Consider the following 22,736-nt stretch of genomic DNA (forward strand, 5'->3'; position numbering starts at 1 on the left):
TTTACCGCTACTTACCGAGGTAAGTTTAGCCCAATAAGCTTAGAGCTGCTGATGGTGACTGTTTTGCTTGAGCTAGGATAGAAGTACTCGCCTGTTGTAGGATTTGAGACTTCGTCATAGCTGTTGTTTCTTTCGCGTAATCGGTATCTTTGATACGGCTCTTAGACGCATTAACGTTTTCGTTGATGTTGTCTAAGTTGCTGATTGCGTGGTCAAAACGGTTTTGGAAAGCACCTAGAGAAGCACGTTGGCTATCAACAGATTTTAGAGCACCATCAATGATAGATACGGCTTCGTTTGCACCTGCAACAGAAGTTACGTCGATATCGTTAACGGTAACGTCTTTACCAGCACCGATACCTAGTTCGCCCGCAAGGCTGCCGCCAAACTCAACATCACCTTCAACTTTTTGGCTTGAAGCGAAAAGTTGCAGTTTACCGCCTTCACCCACAGACGCTTTAACGTCTTGGCTTTGACCATTGATGTAAGTTGCTAGCTCTTCGATATCGTTGCCTTCTTTCGCAGAAATAGACAACTCTTGAGCTTCACCAAACTTATCGTTGTACTTAATCGTTAGATCAGCACCAGCACCTACACGCCAAGAAGCATCTTTGCCTTCTTCTACGCCATAGCTCTTGCCACCCATGTCTTGAGTGTCAGTACGCATGTTGCTCATAGAAAGCATTACAGCTTCACCGGAGTCTGCGCCGATTTGGAAAGATTGGGTACCGTAAGTACCGTTAAGAAGCCTGTTACCACCAAAAGAGGTCGTTTCAGCAATACGGTTAAGTTCTGTGTTTAGAGCAGATACTTCTTCTTGGATCGCAACACGTTCAGATTTGCTGTTTGAACCATTTGAAGATTGAAGAGAAAGGTCACGCATACGTTGCAGAATGTTGGTTGACTCATTCATTGCACCTTCAGCTGTTTGTGCAATAGAGATACCGTCATTCGCGTTTTTCACAGCCATATCTAGGCCACGGCTTTGCGACGTTAAGCGGTTAGAGATTTGTAGGCCTGCAGCATCATCTTTTGCGCTATTGATTTTATAGCCAGAAGACAAACGCTCCATTGATTTTTGAGTACCTTCAGCCGCGCTATTCAGGTAGCGCTGAGCCGTCATTGCAGACACATTAGTGTTTACATTAATCGCCATAGTTGATCTCCTTTAGGCATTTTTTAATGCACTTATGTGACTCTCACCTCACACAAATACATGTCAATTTGTTTATGCACCAGTGTCTCTCTCACCTTACATTGGTACATATCATTTCTCTCAATCCCTTTAACGGCCCCTTAATTAGAAGCTTTAATAAAAAATGCAATTTTTTTCGTATTCTTTTCAACAACAAAGAAAAGTGTGATCGGGCTTCAATTAATAGACTAGCATTCGTTAAAGTTTCTTATCCTCGCTCATTGATAAGTGTCGCCTTGCACATAAAGACCAAAGGCGATCCCTGATATCTCGTTCTACTCGATTCTGGGATGACGGTTAATTACCTCACTGGCTTATGGTTCACTCTTCATTCCTTACAGTGGTAGATAAGAACGAAACAAACTCCTTCCTCAAAAAACTAGATTCCTGATACCTCGTTCTACTCGATTCTGGAATGACGATTGAAAACTATTGTTTGAATCTGAGTAATTATTTACTCGATCTAACCTTGCCAAAGCAGCTATACAGTCTCCACAACCCAACCCCGTCATTCCCTACAGTGAGCAACGAACGCGATAGGGAATCTCGCTTTTGCTCCTGCTTACCAACATTGCACTTTTTCAAATACACTTTCGCCAAATTGCAGGCAATAAAAAACCCAGCCGAAGCTGGGTCTGTTTAGCGCTCATCTCTCACCACGAGCTAATTTGTGGAAGCCTTGCGTCAACACTATTGGTCAACGTGGCTTTTTAATCGATTAACCTAGTAGGCTAAGTGCCGAGTTCGGTGCTTGCTTCGCTTGAGCAAGAATCGAGCTTGAAGCTTGAGAAAGGATCTGAGACTTAGTCATCTGAGTCGTTTCTTTCGCGAAATCGGTATCTTTAATACGGCTCTTAGATGCGTTAACGTTCTCGTTAATGTTGTCTAAGTTGCTGATAGCGTGGTCGAAACGGTTTTGGAAAGCACCTAGCTCAGCACGGTGGCTGTCTACATACTTAAGTGCCGCATCGATAACTGCTACAGACTCTTGTGCGCCGCCAACAGATGTTACGTCGATAGTGTCAACCGTTACATCTTTGCCAGGTTGCATGCCTAGTTCGCCAGCAAGGCTGCCAGAGAATGCCACTTCACCTTCAACTTTGTTGTTACCAGTAAACATTTGTAGCTTGCCATCTTCAGTTACAGACGCTTTAACAGAATCTTGTTGACCGTTGATGTAAGTCGCTAGCTCTTCGATGTCGTCACCCGCTTTTGCGCTGATGTCGATTTCTTGTGCTTGACCGAAGTTGTCAGTGAATGACAGTTTTAGGTCGTTAGAGCCTGCTTGAACGTTCCAATCTTTATCTTTCGCGTTCTCAGTTTGGTAGCTCTTACCACCCATCTGAGCGTTATCAGAGCGCATGTCTTTCAGTTGAAGCATTACCGCTTCACCGTTGTCCGCACCGATTTGGAATGATTTAGTACCGTGAGTACCGTTAAGCAGCTTGTTACCACCAAAAGACGTCGTTTCCGCGATACGGTTTAGTTCGTCGTTCAGTGCTGTTACTTCTTCTTGAATCGCTACACGCTCAGATTTTGAGTTTGAGCCGTTTGAAGATTGTAGAGACAAATCACGCATACGTTGCAGGATGTTCGTTGTCTCGTTCATTGCACCTTCAGCAGTTTGTGCAATAGAGATACCGTCGTTCGCGTTACGTACAGCAACATCAAGGCCGCGGCTTTGAACGTTCAAACGGTTCGAGATTTGTAGGCCCGCAGCGTCATCTTTTGCGCTGTTGATTTTTGAGCCTGAAGCTAGACGCTCCATTGATGTTTGTTGTGCGCTGTTTGCGTTGTTTAGGTAACGTTGCGCTGTCATCGCTGAAACGTTTGTATTTACATTCACTGCCATGGTGATTTCTCCAATTGATTTTCCGGTATAGCGGTTTCCGACGTCTCGGAAAACCAAGTAGTTCTCTCAAAGTTACTTTTAATAACGGCGCGAAAATCAGAAGCTTTAGAAAAACTTTCAAAAAACCACAAAAAATTATTAATTTAATATTTATCAACAACTTAATTTTCATCACTTTCTAATACAGCGATAGATTTCAATTGGAAAAAGATCTCAACCTGTTCGAAAAACGTACGAATCGCCATCTAAATGACTCAAGGTGGAGAAATGATCAATCGCCAAAGATCTCTGGCTTAGGCAGATCTTGTGTAATAAATGACATTATTTGTCGTGAAGAAGAACCGTCAAATAGAGATTTGAGAAAGGTAGAGCGAGAAAATTCGCAGGAAAATAAATAGCAAAAACAAGAAATACAGAAAGGAAAAAGCCCCTTTTCCTTTGAGAGAACCGGGGCTAGTTGGCGCGTCAGAGCCTGTGTGGAGATCATCGAGAAATGAACACATTTCCGACTTGCCGTTGCATTCTTACCGTAAAAATGGATAGCAGGTGAGAGATGAGAGAGCCAAACACTCAATAGTAAGTATGCTTGCCAGTTTCCCTTGCTGCATGGCTCACGTCTGAACACGAGCAGCAAGTTCAACCAATAACTATTGCAATAATGTCATTGCAGAGTTAGGCAACTGTTTTGCTTGAGCAAGTATCGAAGTACCTGCTTGTTGCAGAATTTGTGACTTGGTCATTTGCGTCGTCTCTTTCGCAAAGTCCGTATCTTTGATTCGGCTGTTAGAAGCGTCTACGTTCTCTTGTACGTTTGCCAAGTTATTAATACTGTGGCTTAGACGGTTCTGTTTCGCACCCAAATCAGCACGCTGTGAATCTACGTACTTCATTGCAGAGTCAATCACACTGATTGCGTTCTGTGAACCTGCAACGCTTGTTAGGCTGATATCTTGAACTGATGTTGCACGGCCTTCACTCTTAATACCTAGCTCAGATGCTAGACCACCAGAGATAGACATTGAACCCTCAAGATCAGGTTCAGCAACGAACAACTGTAAACGGCCTTCATCGGTAACCGATGCGTTCACTAGATCAGATTGACCATTAATGTAAGTCGCCAGTTCTTCAATATCGTCACCCGCTTTAGTATTGATATCTAAAACGATGTCTTCGCCCGCTTTAGTCTTAAATTCGAACTTAAGATCGCTTGCAGTTGGCGGCACTTGCCAATCTTTATCTTTCGCGTTTTCTGAATCAAACGTAGTACCACCCATGCGGAAATCATCGGCACGAATGCTAGTCAACGCCATGATCATCGCTTCACCAGAGTTAGAACCAATCTGGAACGACGCTTCACCAAATGAACCATTCAGTAGACGACGGCCACCAAACGAAGTTGTTTCCGCGATACGGTTAAGCTCATCTTGAAGTGCCATTGACTCTTCGTTCAGTGCTGTACGCTCTGCTGGAGAGTTGGTACCGTTTGATGATTGAATCGCTAGATCACGCATACGTTGTAGTACGTTGGTTGATTCGTTCATCGCGCCTTCAGCGGTTTGAGCAATCGAAATACCGTCGTTAGCATTACGCATTGCTACATCAAGACCACGAGATTGTGCCGTTAAGCGGTTCGAGATTTGAAGACCCGCTGCATCGTCTTTCGCGCTGTTGATCTTGTGACCAGATGACAAACGCTCCATAGAAGTCGCTAAGTCATTAGACGCTTTATTCAGGTAACGTTGTGCTGTCATAGCAGATACGTTAGTGCTTACATTGATAGCCATTTTGCTCTCCTTATGAGTTCGCAAACTTTCTGCGAAGCGGCCAGCTTTACTCTCATATGGATAAGCACTGACCGTGTATTACTCGATAAACCCTATTCAGGATTTAGGATCTGTATTAATCATTTATAACCAACACAGATACAAGTTGTATGCCAAGTTTAATTTTGTATAAATAATTTTTTAATTAAATAAAAATCAAGAACTTACACAAAATTAAACGCGATTATGATTGTTTGTTCTTTGAGGGTAAAACAACGTATACCCTCCTGATTGCCGTTTTTTGCCGCTATCTTGAAAAACAAAATTTTTCGTACAAAAAAGCGGCAAGCATTGGAGTCATTCGCACGTATGGCATAGCACATAAGGCAAAGAATCGACTCCGCGATGAACAGCAGTTCACCACTAAATCGTTAAATATAGTTAAACAAGGTTAGGTCTTTTGTTTTGCCAAACGCTTGTTGTGAAGCTTGGAGCGCTCGAGAGTTTTCATTGAACTCAATGATGGCTTTCGAATAATCCAAGTCTTCAAAATTGCTTTTCGCTTTCGCCAAAGACAACTTAAAATCTTCATGTTGTTGCTCTTGAATATCCAAGGTACTCAAGCGTGCACCGACATCGGTTCTCGCCTTGGTTAAATGGATAAACGCAGCGTGGAACTCTTCTGTTACTTGGTGCAATTTCGCCGTTGCCGATGCATCCGACACAGGGTTTTCTGCTTGTTCTGCCGCCTCTTTGAACGTATCAAAGATCGAAAATGTCTCTCTCGGCTCTAAGGTGATTGAATCACCCTTAGTGATCTGGCCTTTGACTTGAATATTCAGCCCTTCGTAAACAATGCCTGTTGAAGGATCAAAATCTTCTGCCGCAACCACAGCGCCGTCTTTTTCAAGCTGATAAGCGAAATTGCCTGTCTGCATGTCGACAAAAGTCACTTTGTAAGTAGACCCATCTTCATTGCTGTTGGTCGCACGCCCGAGCAATAACTCGGACGCAGGTTCAAGTTCATATTGAGGCTCGTAATCACCGAACGGGTTGTCTATTTCCATAAACATTTTGCTGCCGGGATCATTCATCGCCATTTCAAAGCTGCTTGCCACACGCATCTTGCGTTGGTAGTCATCACCTTGATACGTAACATTCCCTTCGTTATCTCGAAAGAAAGGCTGATTTTTCGGCTTAGTGCCTGCAAATGTGTAGTTACCCGACTCATCTTGAGAGTTGGCCAAGTGCAGGAAGTTATTCGCTAACTCTTGGATCTCACGCTTTTTCGCTAAACGGTCTTCAGGGGAAAGCGCACCGTTGATCATTTCCATCACGGTTCGTTTAGCTTCATCAGCAAAGCCTTCAGTGTTAGAAACCAATACCTCATGATGCTCAAGACGGTTTCTGACTAGAGTAATCGCATCGACATACTGTTTAAGCTGTTCTGACTGCTGACCAATGTTCTGTAAATAGTGCGTCGCTAATGGGTCATCACTTGGCGACTGTAACTTCTTACCCGAAGCAAGTTGCGCTTGGTTGTGATGCACCTTGTTCTCTTGACGGCGCAAGTCGTTTTGTACTGACTGATAATTATGGAAGCTAGAGATACGATTCAACATTTATACCTTCCTATCTCAGAGCCAAAATAGTGTTAAACGTATCGTTGGCTGCTTGCATGATGCGTGAAGAAGCCATATACGCTTGCTGAAATTTCATCATATTTGCCGCTTCTTCATCGAGGTTTACTCCCGAGATAGAAGCTATACGTTCTTGAGCCGACTGTTTTTCTAACGTCGCAATATCACTCAGGCGATTGGCCGTTGAAGACTTCAAGCCCGTATTGGTATTCAGGTTGTGGTAAAGGTCTAAAATCGTAGACTCACCATCATTCAACAGCTTTCCTGTTTGAAGATCTTGCAGCTTACGCAGGTTACCGTTGTCACCTTCTGATGGGACAAGGTTTGCCGTAAACTTATCGTTTGCCACCGCGCCGGGTGTGAGCTCAAACGTCGTACCGTTGATGGTCACTGGCCCTTGTGGCGGATACGGTTGAGGCTGCATTAAAATGTTACCCTTCGGATCCGTCACAGCAAACTGCTCACCTTTTGGTGAGACAATCACTTCAAACTCACGCAGTTGACCTGCTTCTAGAATTTTGAAACCAGCAGTACCCTTAGCAAACGTGGTCGATGCCTCATAACTTTGCGCGGCAATGTCTTTCGGGTCTTTGGTTTCCATCTGCATTTGAGCAGCAAAATTACGCGTTGGACGCAGTAACAGCTTCTCTCCTAGTTCTGGAGGGTTACGTACTTCCACTCGCATGCCATCAAGATAAAAAGCACTACCGCTAGAGTCGATCGCCATCTTAACGGTCTCACCGTTTGGCTTAGTCACGACATAGTCACTGCCATCGTATTTCAGGCCATACTCACCGCCTTTTAAGGCAGAGGTATCATCAATGTATACCGCAACATCTGCTTTCGATTGCCCGCTAGCCGTGACACGAGATTTTGCCACCAGCTCTGAGTTCACATCGGTAAACAGGTTCTTACCCACGTTGCCGTTAAGATCCAAACCTTGTTCTTGAAGACTATTTACCTCATATGAAAACGCGGTCGCCAAACGACCAAGCTCATCCATGATTGCCGGGATATGTTCGTCACGCATGTCTAGCATGGCGCCGATTTTTCCGTCGATATCACTGCTGGTGATCGGTTTTAAAGATTTACCTTCAACAATCGCTAGGCGGCGCTGATGTGCATCGGGTAAACCATCAACCATTTTTAATTGGCTTGCTTCACTACCAGAGACCAAGGTGTGGCCATTACCAATATGGACATTAAACCCTTCGGCATTTGAGCGTGGTGTCACTGTTACTTTGGTGTAACCAGAAAGCTCATTAATCAACTTTTCGTGCTGATCTCGTAGGTCATTATGAGGCCCAGGAGTTCGCATCATTAAACGCTGAACATCACGGATCTCGTACGCTAGTTGGTTAACTCGCTCGATACCCATATCTAATTTTTTATTCGTAGAATCAGACTGTTGACGAACCGTTTCATGGAATTCATTTAACGTCTTGCTGAGTAGTCCAGCCTTTTCTAATACAACTTTTCGAGCACCGACATCATTCGGTGTATCGGCTAATGTTTTAACCGAATCAAACCATTCATTGAGGTTTTCTGGAATCTTCTTCGATGCAACCGATGACAGCATACTCGACAGCATATCGAGGTTCGCTTCGGTGTCGCCTTTATTGGCGGCATTGGTTGTCGATAAGTTAAGTTCGTTGACGGCAAATTGGTCCCAAGAGCGGCGAACATTTTCCACATGCACACCCATACCGTAGCTTTGGCCACCGTACTGACGCGGGTCATTCACACCTTGAATCACAGATTGGCGGCTATAGCCCTCTGTGTTGGCGTTAGAAATGTTATGACCTGTGGTGTTTAGCTGTCTCTGAGCAGTAAGAACACTTTGTGCCCCTACATTCAGAAGATCCGACGCCATAATGCCCCCAAAAAACTTAACAAAATCAGGATAAACTGATTAACTACCAGTTTAAAAAGCAATATATGTGCCAATAGAGATGACGGAAAGCTAAAAGACAATAATTTATTGAAGTGTAAGGAGATAACTAAGGGCTTCGCAGCAAACTTTGAGGTGGCAGATAAGAAAAGAGCCTGCCAATGGCAAGCTCTCGAGTACATTCAATAACGCTAGTTCATCTCGTCAATCTTGGCTTTAACTCGCAAAACCTTGTCTGCATAGTTAGGGTCGGTTGCGTAACCTGCTTGGTGAATACCTTTGATGAAATTCTCTGAGTTGCCTTGATGCTGCAATGCCGTTTCGTATCTTGGGTTTTCGTTCAAGAACTTCACATAGTCGTTAAAGCTATCTTCAAAGTTTGAGTAAGAACGGAAAGAAGCCGACTCTTTAAAGGCTGTTTTGCCATGGAACTCAAGTGTCTGCGTAGCAACCTTATCACCTTTCCAGCTTCTGTCTGCTTTGATGTTGAATAGGTTATTACTGTTACCCAAAGAGTTCTTAACCATTTTAGAACCCCAACCCGTCTCAAGGGCAGCTTGTGCCAATAGTAGAGACGAGTCCACACCAAGTGCACTTGCCGCTTTTTCAGCGTAAGGCTTCATTGAAGTCACAAACGATTCTGGAGAATCAAAGGATACTGGCTGTTTTGCTTTAGACGCAACTTGGGCAGATTGAACGTCTGACACTCGCTCTTCCGAACGGCCTGAATATTGCGGTCTTTGCAATGAAGCATCAAAGCCCTCACTGCGAACCTTCTCTTCAGAGGCGTCGCTTGCTTGGCCAGCGCTTAACTGAGCAACAATCATGTCCGCAAGACCGAGCGAACCTGATGCACTGAGTTCGCTCGCCATTTGGTCATCTTGCATCTGACGATAAAACTGCTCATTCTGGCTGTTCAGCATATCCGACTTAAAGCTCGAGTTCGCATCGCGCATTGACTTAAACAACATCGAGGTGAAAATCGATTCAAACTGTTTTGCCGCAGCGGTTAATGCTTCTTTCTCGCTGCCTTCTTCACCGTTTACCGCTTGTTGACGAAGGCGGTCTAGACTGCCGATATCGTGAATAAAGCCGATATCATTGTTATTCTTAATCATGCTTTGCCCCCTTAGATAATGATCAACTGACCTTCAATCGCACCCGCTTGTTTCAGTGCTTGAAGGATTGCCATTAAATCAGAAGGTGCAGCGCCCACTTCATTGACTGCGCGGACCAAATCGTCCAGCGTTAGGCCAGGTTCAAATTTGAACATCTTGCCATCGCCTTCCGTGATTTCGATATCAGAATCAGGAACCACTACCGTTTGGCCACCAGAGAATGCATTCGGTTGGCTTACGTTTAAGTTTTCTTTGATTGCAACCGTCATACCACCGTGGGTGACCGCGGCTGCTCTTAGACGAACATGCTTACCTACCACAATGGTACCGGTACGAGAGTTAACAATGATTTTTGCAGAACCCTCTGCAGGATCAAATTCGATGTTTTCGATTGCCGACAAGAAAGCCACGCGTTGGCTGATTTCTCGAGGAGCGCGAACTTTTACAGACGTCGCGTCTACCGCAGACGCCATCTGTGGACCTAGGAAGTTGTTAACCGCATCAGCCAAACGCTGAGCCGTTGTGAAATCAGATTGAATTAGGTTAAAGGTGATATAGTCGCCACGGCCGAATGGGGTTGGGATCTCTTGTTCTACTGTTGCACCGCTAGAGATGATACCCACGTTAGGGTTGTTACCGACAATCTTAGAACCGTCGTTACCTTGTGCGCTAAAGCCGCTTACTACCAAGTTACCTTGTGCGACCGCGTACACCTGACCGTCTAGACCTTTGAGGAAGGTTTGTAGCAGAGTACCGCCACGTAAGCTTTTTGCCGAACCGATAGAAGAAACGGTTACGTCAACTTCCTGACCTTGCTTAGAGAATGCCGGAAGTTCCGCGGTAACAATTACTGCCGCTACGTTTTTGGTTTTTGGCTTGGTGCCGGGCGGCAATTGAATGCCAAAATTTTGCAGCATCGCGTTAAACGTTTGATCGGTAAAGGGAGTTGTCTCACCTGTACCCGGCAAACCTGTCACCAAACCATAACCGACAAGTTGGTTACTACGAACACCCGCCACTTTTGCCACATCTTTGATGCGCGCAGCATGGGCACTGGTGGCAAGAAATAGCATGCCGAATAGTACGAGTGTTAGTTTTTTCATTGAGTAACCTGTCTGTATTGCTTTAATTTATAATAGCTTAGCTAAATATGGCTGCGTGGTAGAGGCTGTCAGTATGTCGACACCCTCTCAAGCTCTACAGTGATACATTAAAGAATCGTGCCAAGAATCCAGGCTCTTGCATATCTTTCTGTACGCCAGTCCCTGAGTACTGAATTCGCGCGTTAGAAACACGGTTTGAAGCGATGGTATTTTCAAAGTCAATATCGTCTGGACGGATGGTGCCGCTTAGGCGGATGTACTCATCGCCCGTGTTCAGTGTCATCCACTTCTCACCACGAACCACTAGGTTACCATTGGCTAATACTTCGATGACTTCAACGGTAATGTAACCGCTGATACTGTTACTTTGGTTGGCTGACGCATCACCCGCAAAGGTATTGGTGTTGCTCAGGTCATAAGAGAAGTTGTACTTGTCGATCGTCAGCTCTTGACCACCAACAGCCAGTGGCTCCATCGATGCATCGTTAGACTTAGACATGTCTGCATTGGCTTTTTTGGTCGCTTTAGTATTCTCATCTAGCGCTACTGTAATTATGTCACCAATACCACGAGGCTTTGAGTCGTCATACATGCTGCCAATGTGGTTCACATTAAACAGTGAGCCCGTTGCCGCTGCGTAATGCTCTGGTTTCTGCTTTGGGTTGATTGGCGCCCATGCTGGGTCACCAGCAATTGGATCGGTTCTACCACGAAGCGTGTCGATAATGCCTGAGCTCTCTTGCGCCGACTTATCACCTTCCACAGCATCAACCACTGTGGTTGCATTTTCTTCTGCCGGAGTCTCGATCGGGTCCAGCACAGCACAGCCCGACATAGACATAAACAAAGCTAAACAAAAAATACGTTTCATGGCGATATACTCTCAGCAGACAGTGGTAAATGGATCAATTTGCAGAAACAGATCGATTAATTAAAAAAGTAAACGGCGAATAAACCAATTACAGCTGTTGGTTAACAAAGCTCATCATCTTGTCTACTGACGAGATAACTTTCGAGTTCATTTCGTAAACACGTTGAGCTTCGATCATATTCACTAGCTCTTCGGTTACGTTTACGTTCGATGTTTCTAGCATCGATTGGCGGATGTTACCTAGGCCATCAAAACCCGGTACACCCTCTTGTGGGTCGCCACTCGCGCCAGTTGGCAAGTAAAGGTTTTGACCTACTGGCTCTAGACCACCCGGGTTTACAAAGTCAGTAATGGTAATTTGACCAACCACGACGTTGTTTTGCTCACCACGTAGACGAACTGATACTTCACCGTCGTTACCAACCGTTACCGAGATCGCGTCTTCAGGAATCACGATTTCTGGTTGTAGAGGATAACCTTGACCCGACGTTACGATCGCGCCTTCACCGTTCAGTGTGAACTGACCATTGCGGCTGTAACCTGTTTCACCGTCTGGCATTTCAACTTGGAAGAAACCGTCGCCTTCAATCATCATGTCTAGGCTGTTAGATGTCGTTTGTGCGTTACCGTGAGTGTGCACTTTTTGAGTTGCAACTACCTTAGAACCGGCACCCAGCATCAAACCACTTGGCAGCTCAGTATTCTGAGACGATTGACCACCCGGTTGATTAATATTCTGGTAGAACAGGTCTTCAAATACCGCGCGGCTCTTTTTAAAACCAATGGTCGAGGCGTTGGCAAGGTTGTTCGAAATCGTTGAGATATTGGTTTGTTGGGCGTCTAAACCCGTTTTACTTACCCATAATGCTGGATGCATAGCAATGTCCTTGAAATTCTATTAGCTCATACGAAGCAGTGAATCAGACGACTTGTCCATTTCCTCTGCTGTGCTCATCATCTTGACCTGCATTTCAAATTGACGTTGTAAGTCAATTAAGCTGGTCATTTCACCTACGGCATTTACGTTACTGCCTTCGATAGCACCTTTTAGCAACGTTACCGCTGCATCTTCTTCGTATTCCTGATCTGGGTTTTTCGAACGGAATAGACCATTCGTGTCTTTAAACAAACTTTGATTGTCTGGACGCACAAGCTTAATACGATCAACGACGGCCAATTCTTCAGCTGGAGCGCCTTGAGGAATCACCGAAATCGTACCGTCAGTACCAATTTCTACTTTACTGATTGGGATGGGCAGCGTGATTGGCGCATCGTTTTCACCTAGCACCAAATGGCCACTTGCATTGGTTAGCAAACCGTTTTGGTCAACCTTAAGGTTACCGTTACGCGTTAAACCTTCGCGGCCGGTGTTATCCATAACTGAAATCCAGCCATCACCTTGAACGGTAACATCGAGATCTCGGCCAGTGGTAACCACACTACCTTGCGCAAAATTATGACCAGGACGCTCTGTCATGCTGAAAACACGAGTAGGCATGCCTTCACCATACGCTTGCATTGAACGTGCTTGTGCTAAATCAGCACGGAAACCCGTTGTACTTACGTTGGCAAGGTTGTTTGCACGTAGCTGCAAAGCCTGCATATTTTGCTTTGCGCCACTCATGGCAAGAAACAGTGCGCGATCCATAATTTTGCTCCAAAAAATCATCTTCTAGAGCTTATAAAGCAAACACTGTGCCAATATTTTTAACTGTTATTTATCAATAATTTAAATAGAAAATGAACAAAGAGGGGTGATCATTAAAGGATCATTCAGGAAGAATTGTTGCCAGTGGCATTACCGTGCGGCAATAGGGGCGGCAAATAAGAAGACAAACAACAATACCCAATTCAATAACATTGAATTGGGTATTCGCAGATGATTCAAACGCTCGAAACGATTAACGAATCTGAAGAATATTCTGTTGTAGTTGGTTGTGTACTTCTAGAGAACGCGAGTTCGCTTGGAAGTTACGTTGAGCAGAAATCAAATCAACCAGTTCTTGAGTCATATCGATGTTCGACTGCTCTAGCGAACCGTTGTTGATGCTACCAAATGAACCTTTGTTCGATTCACCCCAGATCTTGTCACCAGAGTCGTTGGTAGAATCCCATTGAGTACCGCCTTTCTTATCCAGACCTTGCTCATTTGGTACACGAACCAAGCCTACACGGCCAAGCATCACGTTTTCACCATTTGAGTAAGTACCTAAAACACTGCCGTACTCATCGAAATCGATTTTGGTTAAGAAACCTGTTGTCGCGCCATCTTCATCAAACTTAGTCAATTCAAACGGAGCAGCAAACTGAGTTGAAGAATCTAGACCAAACTTAAGCACTTGAGTTGGATCGGCACCGTTCAAGTCAATTGGGTTCGCGCCAGCACCCAGTGGTTCCGAGTTAATCGGTTGACCATTGTTCAGGCTTGCTAACGTACCGTCATTGTTGAACTTCATTGTGTGACCAACATGACCTTGTGCATTCGTCGCATCACCACCAGTAATGTTGACCGGCTTTTCACCGTTCTCATCTGACATGGTGTAGTACGTTTGCCAAGTGTTTGGTTGAGTCTGATCTTTGAGGTAGTAAGTCGTTAACTTGTAAGACTGACCCATAGAATCGTATACCGTCGAAGACGTTGCACGGTTATAAGTATCAGCATCTTTGAAGTTAAATGCAGCCGGGTCTTTAAGATCACCGTTTGCAGGAAGGTTAACCCCTACTTCAATGTTTTCTGTCTGTTTTGGTTTACCAAACTCAGCAGGAATGTCGAGAGGCTTTGGCGCATAAGAAAGAACTTCACCCGAGTTTGGATCAACATCGTAACCTAACAGAAACTCATCGTTAGCGGTAACCATGTAGTTGTCTTTGTTTAGGTGAAATGCACCATTACGCGTTAATTCGTTAATCTCTGGCACCATGCGGTCTTTCGATACTGCAAAGAAACCTGTACCACTTACACGTAAGTCCATTGGGTTGTTCGTATAAATACTTGAACCTTCGTGGAACTGTTGCGCCACTTGGCTAGCTTGCGCACCGCCACCTGCCGTCGTTTTTGCGTTAGTGAACAACGAGCTTGAATAAACATCACCGAACTCGGCACGAGACTCTTTAAAGCCGAATGTGTTTGCGTTCGCAATGTTGTTACTGGTTGTATTCAGGTCTAATTGTGCAGCGGATAGGCCGCTTAAAGCTACATATGACATTCCATTATTCTCCTAATCTATCTAGCTAGCATAGTCACTCAATAAAGAGCTACGCTTTACCAACTTCTAGTACTTCAGCAAGTCGTACTGGCGATGTGAAACCAGCCAGATTGAGTAGTACGTTGCCATCGCCCTTACCAAGAAGCACACTGTTCACGTTCGCATAACTGGAAACTTGGAACTCTGTGTTCTCGCCATCCAGCAAACCCGACGCTTTCACGTTGTATTTACCGGCCGGCAATGGATTACCGTCTTCGTCTTTTCCGTCCCATTCAACACGTGTATCACCAGATGGTTTAGAGCCGATATCAAATGTGCGAACCAATTGGCCAACTTCGTTTTCAACACGGACCATTACATTGTCCATTGCCTGAGGAAGCTTAACCATTGCCGCCATACCGCCATCACCGGGTTTTACACCTGCCGCACCAGGAACCAATACATCACGGCCAACCAAAGAGGATGCTTGAAGTGCTTGGTTAGAGGTCATTGATGAATTCAAGCTTTCAAACTGTGTATTCATTTTGCCAATGCCATCTACGGTCGCAAATGAAGCCATTTGCGCAATCATCTGGTCATTGCTAACCGGCTTGAAAGGGTCTTGTTGTGCTAGTTGCTTAGTCAACAAAGATAAGAAGTCTTCTTGTTTAAGATCCTGCTTACCTGTTGTTTCGTCGGGCTTCTTAGCGCCATCTTGAAGACTCTTCAGCTGGTCAACATAGGACAAGCCGCTTTGACCAACATTGTTGTTGATTCCAGCCATGTGCTACCTCCTTATCCTTATTGACCCATCTGCAGCGTACGCAGCAGCATTTGTTTACTCGAGTCAGCAACCTGTACGTTCGTTTGGTACGCACGTGATGCCGAAATCATGTTTGCCATCTCTTCCATAACGTTTACGTTAGGCTTGTAGATATAGCCTTCGTTGTTCGCTAATGGGTGATCCGGGTTGTACTCCGCGCTCAGCGGCTTATCGCTTTCTACAATACCTAGTACTTTCACAGGCACAGTGTGGTCACTGTTACGTGCTCGATTTAACTCAGCGCCGAACACTGCGTGGCGAGCCTTGTAAGTTTCTTCAACAGAACTACTTACACTGTCCGCGTTCGCGAGGTTGCTCGAGGTCGTATTTAGACGAACAGATTCAGCACTCATCGCAGAACCAGTCACATTGAATACATTAAATAAGCTCATCTAATTATTCCCCTTTAATCGCTTTAGTTAAATTCTTGAACTTACTTCCTAAGAAGTCGAGAGAGGCTTGATGCCTAATTTGGTTTTGCATGAAAAGGTTTCTTTCCAAATCCAAATCAACCGTGTTGCCATCTCCTGTATCAGGTTGGGTAGGAATGCGATACTTCGTTTCCCCGTTCACCGTTGTTGAGGCAGAAATGTGCCGACCATCTGTACGGCTAAGACCAATGCTTGCCCCAGAACTTGCCGCTTGCAGTGATTTCTTAAAGTCTAATCCCTTTGCTTTATACCCAGGCGTGTTTGCTTGCGCGATATTGGTGGAAAGCACCTCAGCGTTACGCTCACGTACACCAACTGTGTGCTGGTGAATGCCCAAAGCATTGTCAAAAGAAATAGCCATGTAAACCTCAACTCAAGAACTGACTGTTATGAAATAACCAAAGCAATATATATACCAACTTTTAAAACAAAGCGGTCTATCAATACTTTTACAGGTTACTCGTAGGTAAACTTGCAATATACAAGCCAAAAAATAGAGTAAATTGGAATGTCACTCTGACTTAAAGATATAGCTTAAGCCGGAAAAAGAAAACCCAGCACTTGGCTGGGTTTTGAATTTAAGCAGTAACGTCGCACCTTATACTGGTGCTATTCATTACTTTAATTTGTAGATGATGCCTGGATTACAGCGAACCATTTCAAAACGATCCGTTAAGCCTGTTAACGATTCAGACGCACCCAATAGTAGGTAACCACCAGGGTTGAGGCTGTTTGCCATCTGGTTAAGTACCTTTGACTTCATATCAGGTGAGAAGTAAATCAGCACGTTACGACAAAAAATGATGTCGAACTTGCCTAACAATGCATAGCTGTCCATCAAGTTTTGAGGACGGAAGTTCACCATGCGCTTCACGTTGTCTTTCACTTTCATACGACCATCACCCGCATCTTCAAAGAAGGTACGACGACGCTCAGGGGAAAGTCCGCGTCCCAAAGCTAGGTTGTCGTACGCGCCCGTGCGGCACATATCCAACATACTTGCTGAGATGTCAGTTGCGGTAATCGATACATTTGGCAGCATACCCGGCTTACGAGCTTGAGTTTCAAGAATCGTCATTGCCATTGAGTATGCTTCTTGGCCTGAAGAGCTTGCGGCAGACCAAATCTTAATAGGACGTTTATTTGCCGCTATTTCCGGTAGAAGCTTATCCGCAAGCACAGCAAACGGGTAAGTATCACGGAACCAAAGTGTCTCGTTCGTCGTCATGGCATCGACAGCAGCCACACGCAGCTCACGGTTTCGACCTGTTACTACATCTCTCAACAAATCAGATAACGAAGCTAACTTAAACTTCGTTACTAATGGGCTTAAACGACTGCGCACTAAATACTGCTTGCTGTCACCTAATACAATGCCACATTGAGATTCTAAGAAACGGCTGAAATCGCGATACTCTTGATCACTTATTGTTATAGCAGTCATTAATGTCTCTTTTAGTTAGTTAACGCAGCTTTTACCGCTGCACCAAGCTCATCAGGGTTGAATTTCGCGATGAAGGAGTTAGCTCCTACGCGTTCAACCATGGCTTGGTTAAATACACCACTCAATGATGAGTGTAAAATTACGTATAAATCTTTAAGTTCGGCGTGACGACGAATCTCAGCAGTTAGCGTGTATCCATCCATCTCTGGCATTTCGATATCTGAAATCACCAACGAAATCTGGTCGTAAATACTGCCTTCTGATGACATCTGCACCAGCTTCTCATAGGCCTCTTTACCATCTTTCACTGAGATAACTTCAAAGCCAATTGACTCAATAGCACGTTGGACCTGCTTACGAGCAACGGTCGAGTCATCAGCGATCAAAATGCGACGAACCAGTTCTTTCTCTTGTTCTACTTTCGCAATGTCTTCAGCAATCTTGCTGTCCATTGTTTCATCAACAGGAGAAATTTCTGCAAGGATCTTCTCAACATCGAGAATTTCTACCAATTCATTGTCAATGTTGGTTACCGCTGTCAGGTAGTTAGCTCTACCTGCGCCATCCGGCGGCGGAAGAATCGATTCCCAGTGCATGTTAATAATGCGCTCTACTGAACTTACCAAGAAACCTTGAATGGTTCGGTTAAACTCAGAGATAACCACAAAACACTTTTCAACATCCGTTGTAGGACGGCCACCAATCGCTAAGCTCAAGTCGATCACAGAGATCGTTTGGCCACGAATGTGTGCGACACCTTTAACCAGTGGGTTCAAGTTTGGCATCTTCGTCAGCTTAGGGCATTGAAGCACTTCTTTTACTTTAAAGACATTAATGCCGTAACGCTGACGCCCCATTAGGCGAAAGGTTAGTAATTCTAATCGGTTTTGACCGACGAGTTGCGTACGCTGATTCACCGAATCAAGAATACCCGTCATGAGCTCATCTCCATATCAAACTTTTTTGGATAAAAAGTGTTAGTCTACTGCAGGCTACGAACCACTAGAGAAACAGAATGATGTATTATAAAACAAATCTGCCGCTTTTTTCCATAGCAATGTGTAGAGCTACTTTTAAAACTGTCGCTAAGTTTATCGGCATTTTATCAATATTGTTTAGTTTTTTTGTACAAGCTGCGACCCCAGAACAAATTGAGATGATTCAGTCTGCAGCAGAACAACATATCCTTGATACGGTAGAGCAGCCACAAGGCGGCGAACTCTTTGTTAATTCAGCAAATGTTGATTCAAGAATCAAAGCGACAGACTGCCCAATTCCTTTAGAGACCAGCGCCTCAACCACCACCAATACCCGCAGCAGTATTACGGTTTTAGTGCAATGTGTTCCTGATGAGTGGCGCGTTTATGTACCCGTGCGTCTTTCGATGTCGGTGCCCCTTGTCACCACCACTCGTTCACTCGCGAGAGGCGAAATCGTCGGTCAATACGATGTCACCACCGCTATGATTTCTCTTAACAAGTTTCGTCGCCAAGGTTTCACAGCCCCACAACAAGTCATCGGCGTTAAGGTAAAAAAGAACCTAAGACCGGGCGATGTTGTAGAAAGAGGTGATATCTGTGTCGTCTGCCGAAACGAGAAGGTTATCATACAGGCAGTAAAAGGTGGCATGACCATTACCACCAAAGGGACTGCGCTTACCGATGGCTCTATGGGTGATCAAGTAAGAGTGAAAAATGACAAATCACAGCGTATAATTGAAGGAATTGTTACCAGCATGTCTGAAGTCACAGTTTACTTTTAACTCTTTACTTCTAAATTGACGGTATCGTTAGCGATTTCACTCTCTAATCTAACGCCAAATATGACGGCGGCGGTGTTTTGTCGCTTTTCGACTATTGAGCTAAAAATTGCTAAAGTATTCGAACCCTTGGTCGATATTGACTGTACAGGTTCCCATTTTTGAAGAAAAAGGCTTAACTATGGCAGGCATTGATAATATTCGTTCAGGGCAAACCCTAACGACCACTAACCGATCAGCAGTACGCTCTGATTCTAGTTCTGAGGCATCACGTTCTGATGTATCAACTAAATCACCAGCAAGCAAAGATGCGGTTTCACTTAGCCAACAAGGCAAAGCGATTGGTCAGCTCCACCAAGATATGGCAGCACAACCAAGCTTTGATTCTGTGAAAGTAGCAGCGATCAAAGAAGCGATTGCGAACGGTTCATACACTGTTGATCCAGAAAAACTGGCAGACAACATGATCAAGTTCGAAGATGAATTAAAAGGTCTTTAAGCCAACACTCACTTTTGATTGAAGTGATTGTCTTAAAGCATACGAGGTTATGAATAGGTTTACGTTATGGCGGCACTAGCAGATTTAGTTAATTTTCAACTTCAAAATGCCAAAGCCTTATCTGAATTAATAAGTTCAGAGAAAACCGCTATTACGAGCCGACAATCAAACGATATTGAGCGAATCGCCAAAGAAAAAGTAGTCCTTGTTGAACAATTAAGATCAACCGATCAGCGAATCGCGACCCATACCAATATCTCAGAACTGACCGAGAATCCTGAACTTGCTCAGTTAGTCACAAAGATCCAGTCGATAGTGCACGATTGCCAGCAAGCGAACCTTGTTAATGGCGAAGCCTTGAATCGAGCACACCTTAGCTTCAAAAAACTCAGCAATATGATGCAGCAAAGCCACGGTAAAATTGGCATGACCTACAATGCAGGTGGTCAAACGCATACTATTTCCACGCTGGGAACCAACGTAAAAGCCTAGTTAAGCTACCTCTTCAACAACACTCCTACTTAAGTCTGTATCTGTATCTGTATCTCAGCTTATCCTTAGCATGATATCCGTCAAAACTCCCACTAGTTCGGTAAATGCGCGGAACAAATCGACAGACACAAAAAAGCGGCAAGTATTTTCATACTTGCCGCTTATGATTCATATCAGTTATTGGTTGCCGATACGCCATCTGGAAAGCGAGTAGCAGCCAATATCACTGATCAATTCAAACACAGAAATTAGAACAGTGTTTGTTGTCTCTTCTCAGGCACGGGTTGTACTTCACCGTAATTACGTAGCTGTTCCATCTTACGGATATCAAGCTGAAGCTCTGTTACATAGCTATCACCCACTGGGTAGCTGCGTACCACTTCTGCACCGCGGATTACGCCATCAACCGCACCAGAAGTACGTTCAGTACCAAGGCGTTGATCTTCCAGCTCTGCTCGACCACTCACACGCATACCATAGACTTGTTCAGCAAGTTCACGATAGGCGTCGATCTTGGAAGCTCTCATCGCACGGATACGTCTTTCTTCGTCGTTACGTCCCTTCTGCTCACTGATACTCGCGTAGCCAACGGCAACTAAGTAGTCGTCTGGCCTCATGTTTTGCAGTGGCTGACAGCCAACAAGCAGTAAAGCGGCAACAACAAATATTAACTTCTTCATCTCGAACTCCTAAGGGCGAAGAATAACAGTATAAGGCTGACTGATCGTTGGGTCAGAACGAATGATAACGCCATCTTGAGTTCGAATACTGTTTAGAGTATCTAGGTCACGACCAATACGGTCTGCAGGCAAGAAGCCTTGTGCCGTCGCCACAACAATGCGAGTTTGCATGCCAACAACACGAGCATTGACTAACACACCGCCTTCTTGGCGAAGCATAGTGCCTGTCAGTACGTACTGTACGTCTTGCTCTTGAGCTAAGTCTTTCCAATCGCGGCTTAACGCGAAGTCACCTTGGTGAGTCACTTGAATAGAACCTGTTGTTTTGAAATCAACAACCTTGAAGCCACGACGCTGAAACTGATGAATGAAACCTTCTGATACCGAGTTTCCTAGCCAGTTCGTTGTGTCCATGTGTTGTAGGTCAACAAACGAAGTAATCGCTATCGGAGTTCTTGCTGAGATACTCGTATTCGAAATGATCAGATCTTCGGTCATACTTTCCACGAAGAAATCCATGGTATGACGAGGGCTATCCATCAACATAAACTGACTGCCTGAATACTCAGACTTGCCGTTATAGATTGGCGAATAAGCACATGAGGTCAATAACATGACACTCATTACTACGAGCCATTTTTTCATTCTCTTATCTCCAGATAGGTTTAGTGCTCCCTGTTCCAATATGTTCTCACCATTATTCTTTTCAATGGATTACAATGTTGGAACAGTCTTTGCTTTTCATTAATGGTTCAGATTAAGAAAAACGCACTTAAGTCAGCTTCAAGCTTATAGTTATTTGTTAAGCAATATTTATACCCAACTGGTAACGAATAGATGAAAAAAATAATTTCTTACTTATTTTCAATAAGTTCACTGATAACCATAAGCTTCAGTGCTCATGCCTCTTGGTATGAAGTTACCGGTACCGCAGCCATCGTATCCTCAGAGGAAACGGCAAGGGTTCATGCTCTGGAAGACGCGGTATATAAAGCGATCCAGTTCTCAGGTGCTGATATTGGTAGTATCTCCAACCTCACGCCGTACCTCGACGCAAACAAGAAAGAATTTCAATTTACCAACCATGAAGTGCGCTACATCTTGGTAGAAAAAGAGAAAAAACGCAGTGGCAATATAATGATCACCGCAAGGATCGACATCTATCCTTCGGCAAATGCTTGCCATGAGAGTCAATACAAGAAGACATTTTTGGTCGGCAACATTGATGTGACCTCCCCTCAGCAAGCAGTGATGGGCAGAATCTATAACATTGGTGATGATTTTGGTCATGTCGTGGATCGACAGCTGGCGCAAGAATCTCGCAGCTTTGTTTCCGTTGGCACGACCAATTACGATATCGACAAGCGTCAACCAGAGGTGATCAAGATGATCGCCCAAGATACTGGCGCGCAGTACATCATTGGTGGCGACATTACCGATTTAACCGCGACCATCGAATCCAAGCTTTTGAAAGATGACATCATCAATCGTCAGTTTGCGTTAGAGATGCAAGTCTTCGATGGCAAAACAGGACATCAGGTTTACAACCGTAGCTATCGTGAAGTGGCAAAGTGGCCATTTGCTAAGACCAGTGAAGTGGACACCCGCAGTGCTCGTTTCTGGGCATCAACTTACGGCAGTATGATGCTGCGTGTTAGCCGCAATATTATGTTGGACTTGGAATCTGAAGTGTCATGTAAGATCACGCTTCCAGAGGTGGCAGCGGTATTTGGTAACACGGTGACCATTGATTTAGGTCGAATGCATGGTGTTCAACAAGGTGACAAACTGCAACTGTGGCACACAGGTTCGTTTATCGACCAACGCGGCTTGCCACGTAATAAGGTATCTCAAAGCGATATCACACTGACCGTTTCTCGCGTTTATGAAAACGAAGCAGAACTGACGATCGACCAACCAAGCCTTGCTGGAAGCATTCAAATTGGTGATGTGATGCAGAAAATCATGTAGTTAGCGACACGCCCATCTC

The 22,736-nt window shown here is 44.6% G+C and carries 22 protein-coding genes; 4 read left to right on the plus strand and 18 right to left on the minus strand.

What is annotated here, in order from left to right:
• Window positions 1-25 precede the first annotated feature (25 nt).
• The 16 genes from HRQ85_RS19020 to HRQ85_RS19095 form a co-directional block, all read right to left on the minus strand.
• A complete protein-coding gene (locus tag HRQ85_RS19020; RefSeq protein WP_086971088.1) occupies window positions 26-1,156 on the minus strand; it encodes a flagellin in 1,131 nt (376 codons plus the stop codon).
• Window positions 1,157-1,913: 757 nt separating this feature from the next.
• A complete protein-coding gene (locus tag HRQ85_RS19025) occupies window positions 1,914-3,047 on the minus strand; it encodes a flagellin (protein ID WP_048659821.1) in 1,134 nt (377 codons plus the stop codon).
• 647 nt (window positions 3,048-3,694) lie between these two features.
• Window positions 3,695-4,831 (minus strand): flagellin, encoded by a 1,137-nt coding sequence (locus HRQ85_RS19030; RefSeq protein ID WP_123301870.1) that lies wholly within the window; start codon window positions 4,829-4,831, stop codon window positions 3,695-3,697.
• 410 nt (window positions 4,832-5,241) lie between these two features.
• On the minus strand, window positions 5,242-6,432 hold the full coding sequence (gene flgL, locus HRQ85_RS19035) for a flagellar hook-associated protein FlgL (RefSeq protein WP_123301871.1): 1,191 nt from the start codon (window positions 6,430-6,432) through the stop codon (window positions 5,242-5,244).
• Window positions 6,433-6,442: 10 nt separating this feature from the next.
• The gene (gene flgK, locus HRQ85_RS19040; protein WP_172380365.1) at window positions 6,443-8,323 is read right to left on the minus strand and encodes a flagellar hook-associated protein FlgK; all 1,881 of its coding nucleotides are present in this window, start codon (window positions 8,321-8,323) and stop codon (window positions 6,443-6,445) included.
• A gap of 209 nt (window positions 8,324-8,532) precedes the next feature.
• The gene (gene flgJ, locus HRQ85_RS19045; RefSeq protein ID WP_172380366.1) at window positions 8,533-9,459 is read right to left on the minus strand and encodes a flagellar assembly peptidoglycan hydrolase FlgJ; all 927 of its coding nucleotides are present in this window, start codon (window positions 9,457-9,459) and stop codon (window positions 8,533-8,535) included.
• Window positions 9,460-9,470: 11 nt separating this feature from the next.
• Entirely contained in the window at window positions 9,471-10,562 is a 1,092-nt protein-coding gene (locus tag HRQ85_RS19050) for a flagellar basal body P-ring protein FlgI (RefSeq protein WP_017076828.1), read from the minus strand.
• Between the two features lie 94 nt (window positions 10,563-10,656).
• Window positions 10,657-11,433 carry a flagellar basal body L-ring protein FlgH gene (gene flgH / locus HRQ85_RS19055; protein WP_048609565.1) on the minus strand — a complete coding sequence of 259 codons (777 nt, stop codon included), beginning with the start codon at window positions 11,431-11,433 and terminating at the stop codon, window positions 10,657-10,659.
• A gap of 88 nt (window positions 11,434-11,521) precedes the next feature.
• On the minus strand, window positions 11,522-12,310 hold the full coding sequence (gene flgG / locus HRQ85_RS19060) for a flagellar basal-body rod protein FlgG (protein ID WP_017062259.1): 789 nt from the start codon (window positions 12,308-12,310) through the stop codon (window positions 11,522-11,524).
• A 21-nt stretch (window positions 12,311-12,331) separates the two neighbouring features.
• Entirely contained in the window at window positions 12,332-13,081 is a 750-nt protein-coding gene (locus HRQ85_RS19065; protein ID WP_172380367.1) for a flagellar basal body rod protein FlgF, read from the minus strand.
• 253 nt (window positions 13,082-13,334) lie between these two features.
• Window positions 13,335-14,639 (minus strand): flagellar hook protein FlgE, encoded by a 1,305-nt coding sequence (flgE, locus tag HRQ85_RS19070; RefSeq protein WP_017062260.1) that lies wholly within the window; start codon window positions 14,637-14,639, stop codon window positions 13,335-13,337.
• A 49-nt stretch (window positions 14,640-14,688) separates the two neighbouring features.
• Window positions 14,689-15,402: a flagellar hook assembly protein FlgD gene (flgD, locus tag HRQ85_RS19075; protein WP_010439286.1), complete on the minus strand. Its 714-nt coding sequence runs from the start codon at window positions 15,400-15,402 to the stop codon at window positions 14,689-14,691.
• Window positions 15,403-15,419: 17 nt separating this feature from the next.
• Window positions 15,420-15,833, minus strand: coding sequence for a flagellar basal body rod protein FlgC (flgC, locus tag HRQ85_RS19080; RefSeq protein WP_172380368.1), 414 nt, complete (start codon window positions 15,831-15,833; stop codon window positions 15,420-15,422).
• A 4-nt stretch (window positions 15,834-15,837) separates the two neighbouring features.
• A complete protein-coding gene (gene flgB, locus HRQ85_RS19085) occupies window positions 15,838-16,233 on the minus strand; it encodes a flagellar basal body rod protein FlgB (RefSeq protein WP_004736175.1) in 396 nt (131 codons plus the stop codon).
• A 255-nt stretch (window positions 16,234-16,488) separates the two neighbouring features.
• Window positions 16,489-17,316: a protein-glutamate O-methyltransferase gene (locus HRQ85_RS19090; protein ID WP_004736174.1), complete on the minus strand. Its 828-nt coding sequence runs from the start codon at window positions 17,314-17,316 to the stop codon at window positions 16,489-16,491.
• Between the two features lie 11 nt (window positions 17,317-17,327).
• Complete coding sequence (locus tag HRQ85_RS19095; protein WP_048609568.1) at window positions 17,328-18,254, minus strand: chemotaxis protein CheV; 927 nt, start codon at window positions 18,252-18,254, stop codon at window positions 17,328-17,330.
• A 77-nt stretch (window positions 18,255-18,331) separates the two neighbouring features.
• Here HRQ85_RS19095 and flgA point away from each other — a divergent pair, with 77 nt between their 5' ends.
• From flgA to HRQ85_RS19110, 3 genes are all read left to right on the plus strand, one after another.
• Window positions 18,332-19,078: a flagellar basal body P-ring formation chaperone FlgA gene (gene flgA, locus HRQ85_RS19100; RefSeq protein WP_172380369.1), complete on the plus strand. Its 747-nt coding sequence runs from the start codon at window positions 18,332-18,334 to the stop codon at window positions 19,076-19,078.
• Window positions 19,079-19,256: 178 nt separating this feature from the next.
• On the plus strand, window positions 19,257-19,574 hold the full coding sequence (gene flgM / locus HRQ85_RS19105; RefSeq protein WP_017062263.1) for a flagellar biosynthesis anti-sigma factor FlgM: 318 nt from the start codon (window positions 19,257-19,259) through the stop codon (window positions 19,572-19,574).
• A gap of 66 nt (window positions 19,575-19,640) precedes the next feature.
• Entirely contained in the window at window positions 19,641-20,066 is a 426-nt protein-coding gene (locus HRQ85_RS19110) for a flagella synthesis protein FlgN (RefSeq protein WP_172380370.1), read from the plus strand.
• A gap of 248 nt (window positions 20,067-20,314) precedes the next feature.
• On the opposite strand, the gene flgP is transcribed toward HRQ85_RS19110, so the two are convergent.
• On the minus strand, window positions 20,315-20,746 hold the full coding sequence (flgP, locus tag HRQ85_RS19115) for a flagellar assembly lipoprotein FlgP (protein WP_017062265.1): 432 nt from the start codon (window positions 20,744-20,746) through the stop codon (window positions 20,315-20,317).
• 9 nt (window positions 20,747-20,755) lie between these two features.
• Window positions 20,756-21,391: a FlgO family outer membrane protein gene (locus tag HRQ85_RS19120; RefSeq protein WP_017064137.1), complete on the minus strand. Its 636-nt coding sequence runs from the start codon at window positions 21,389-21,391 to the stop codon at window positions 20,756-20,758.
• Between the two features lie 192 nt (window positions 21,392-21,583).
• On the opposite strand from HRQ85_RS19120, the gene HRQ85_RS19125 reads away from it, so the two are divergent.
• The gene (locus HRQ85_RS19125; RefSeq protein WP_172380371.1) at window positions 21,584-22,717 is read left to right on the plus strand and encodes a flagellar assembly protein FlgT; all 1,134 of its coding nucleotides are present in this window, start codon (window positions 21,584-21,586) and stop codon (window positions 22,715-22,717) included.
• The last annotated feature ends 19 nt before the right edge of the window (window positions 22,718-22,736 follow it).

Source organism: Vibrio sp. Vb339 (genome assembly GCF_902751245.1).
Lineage (GTDB): Bacteria > Pseudomonadota > Gammaproteobacteria > Enterobacterales > Vibrionaceae > Vibrio > Vibrio coralliirubri.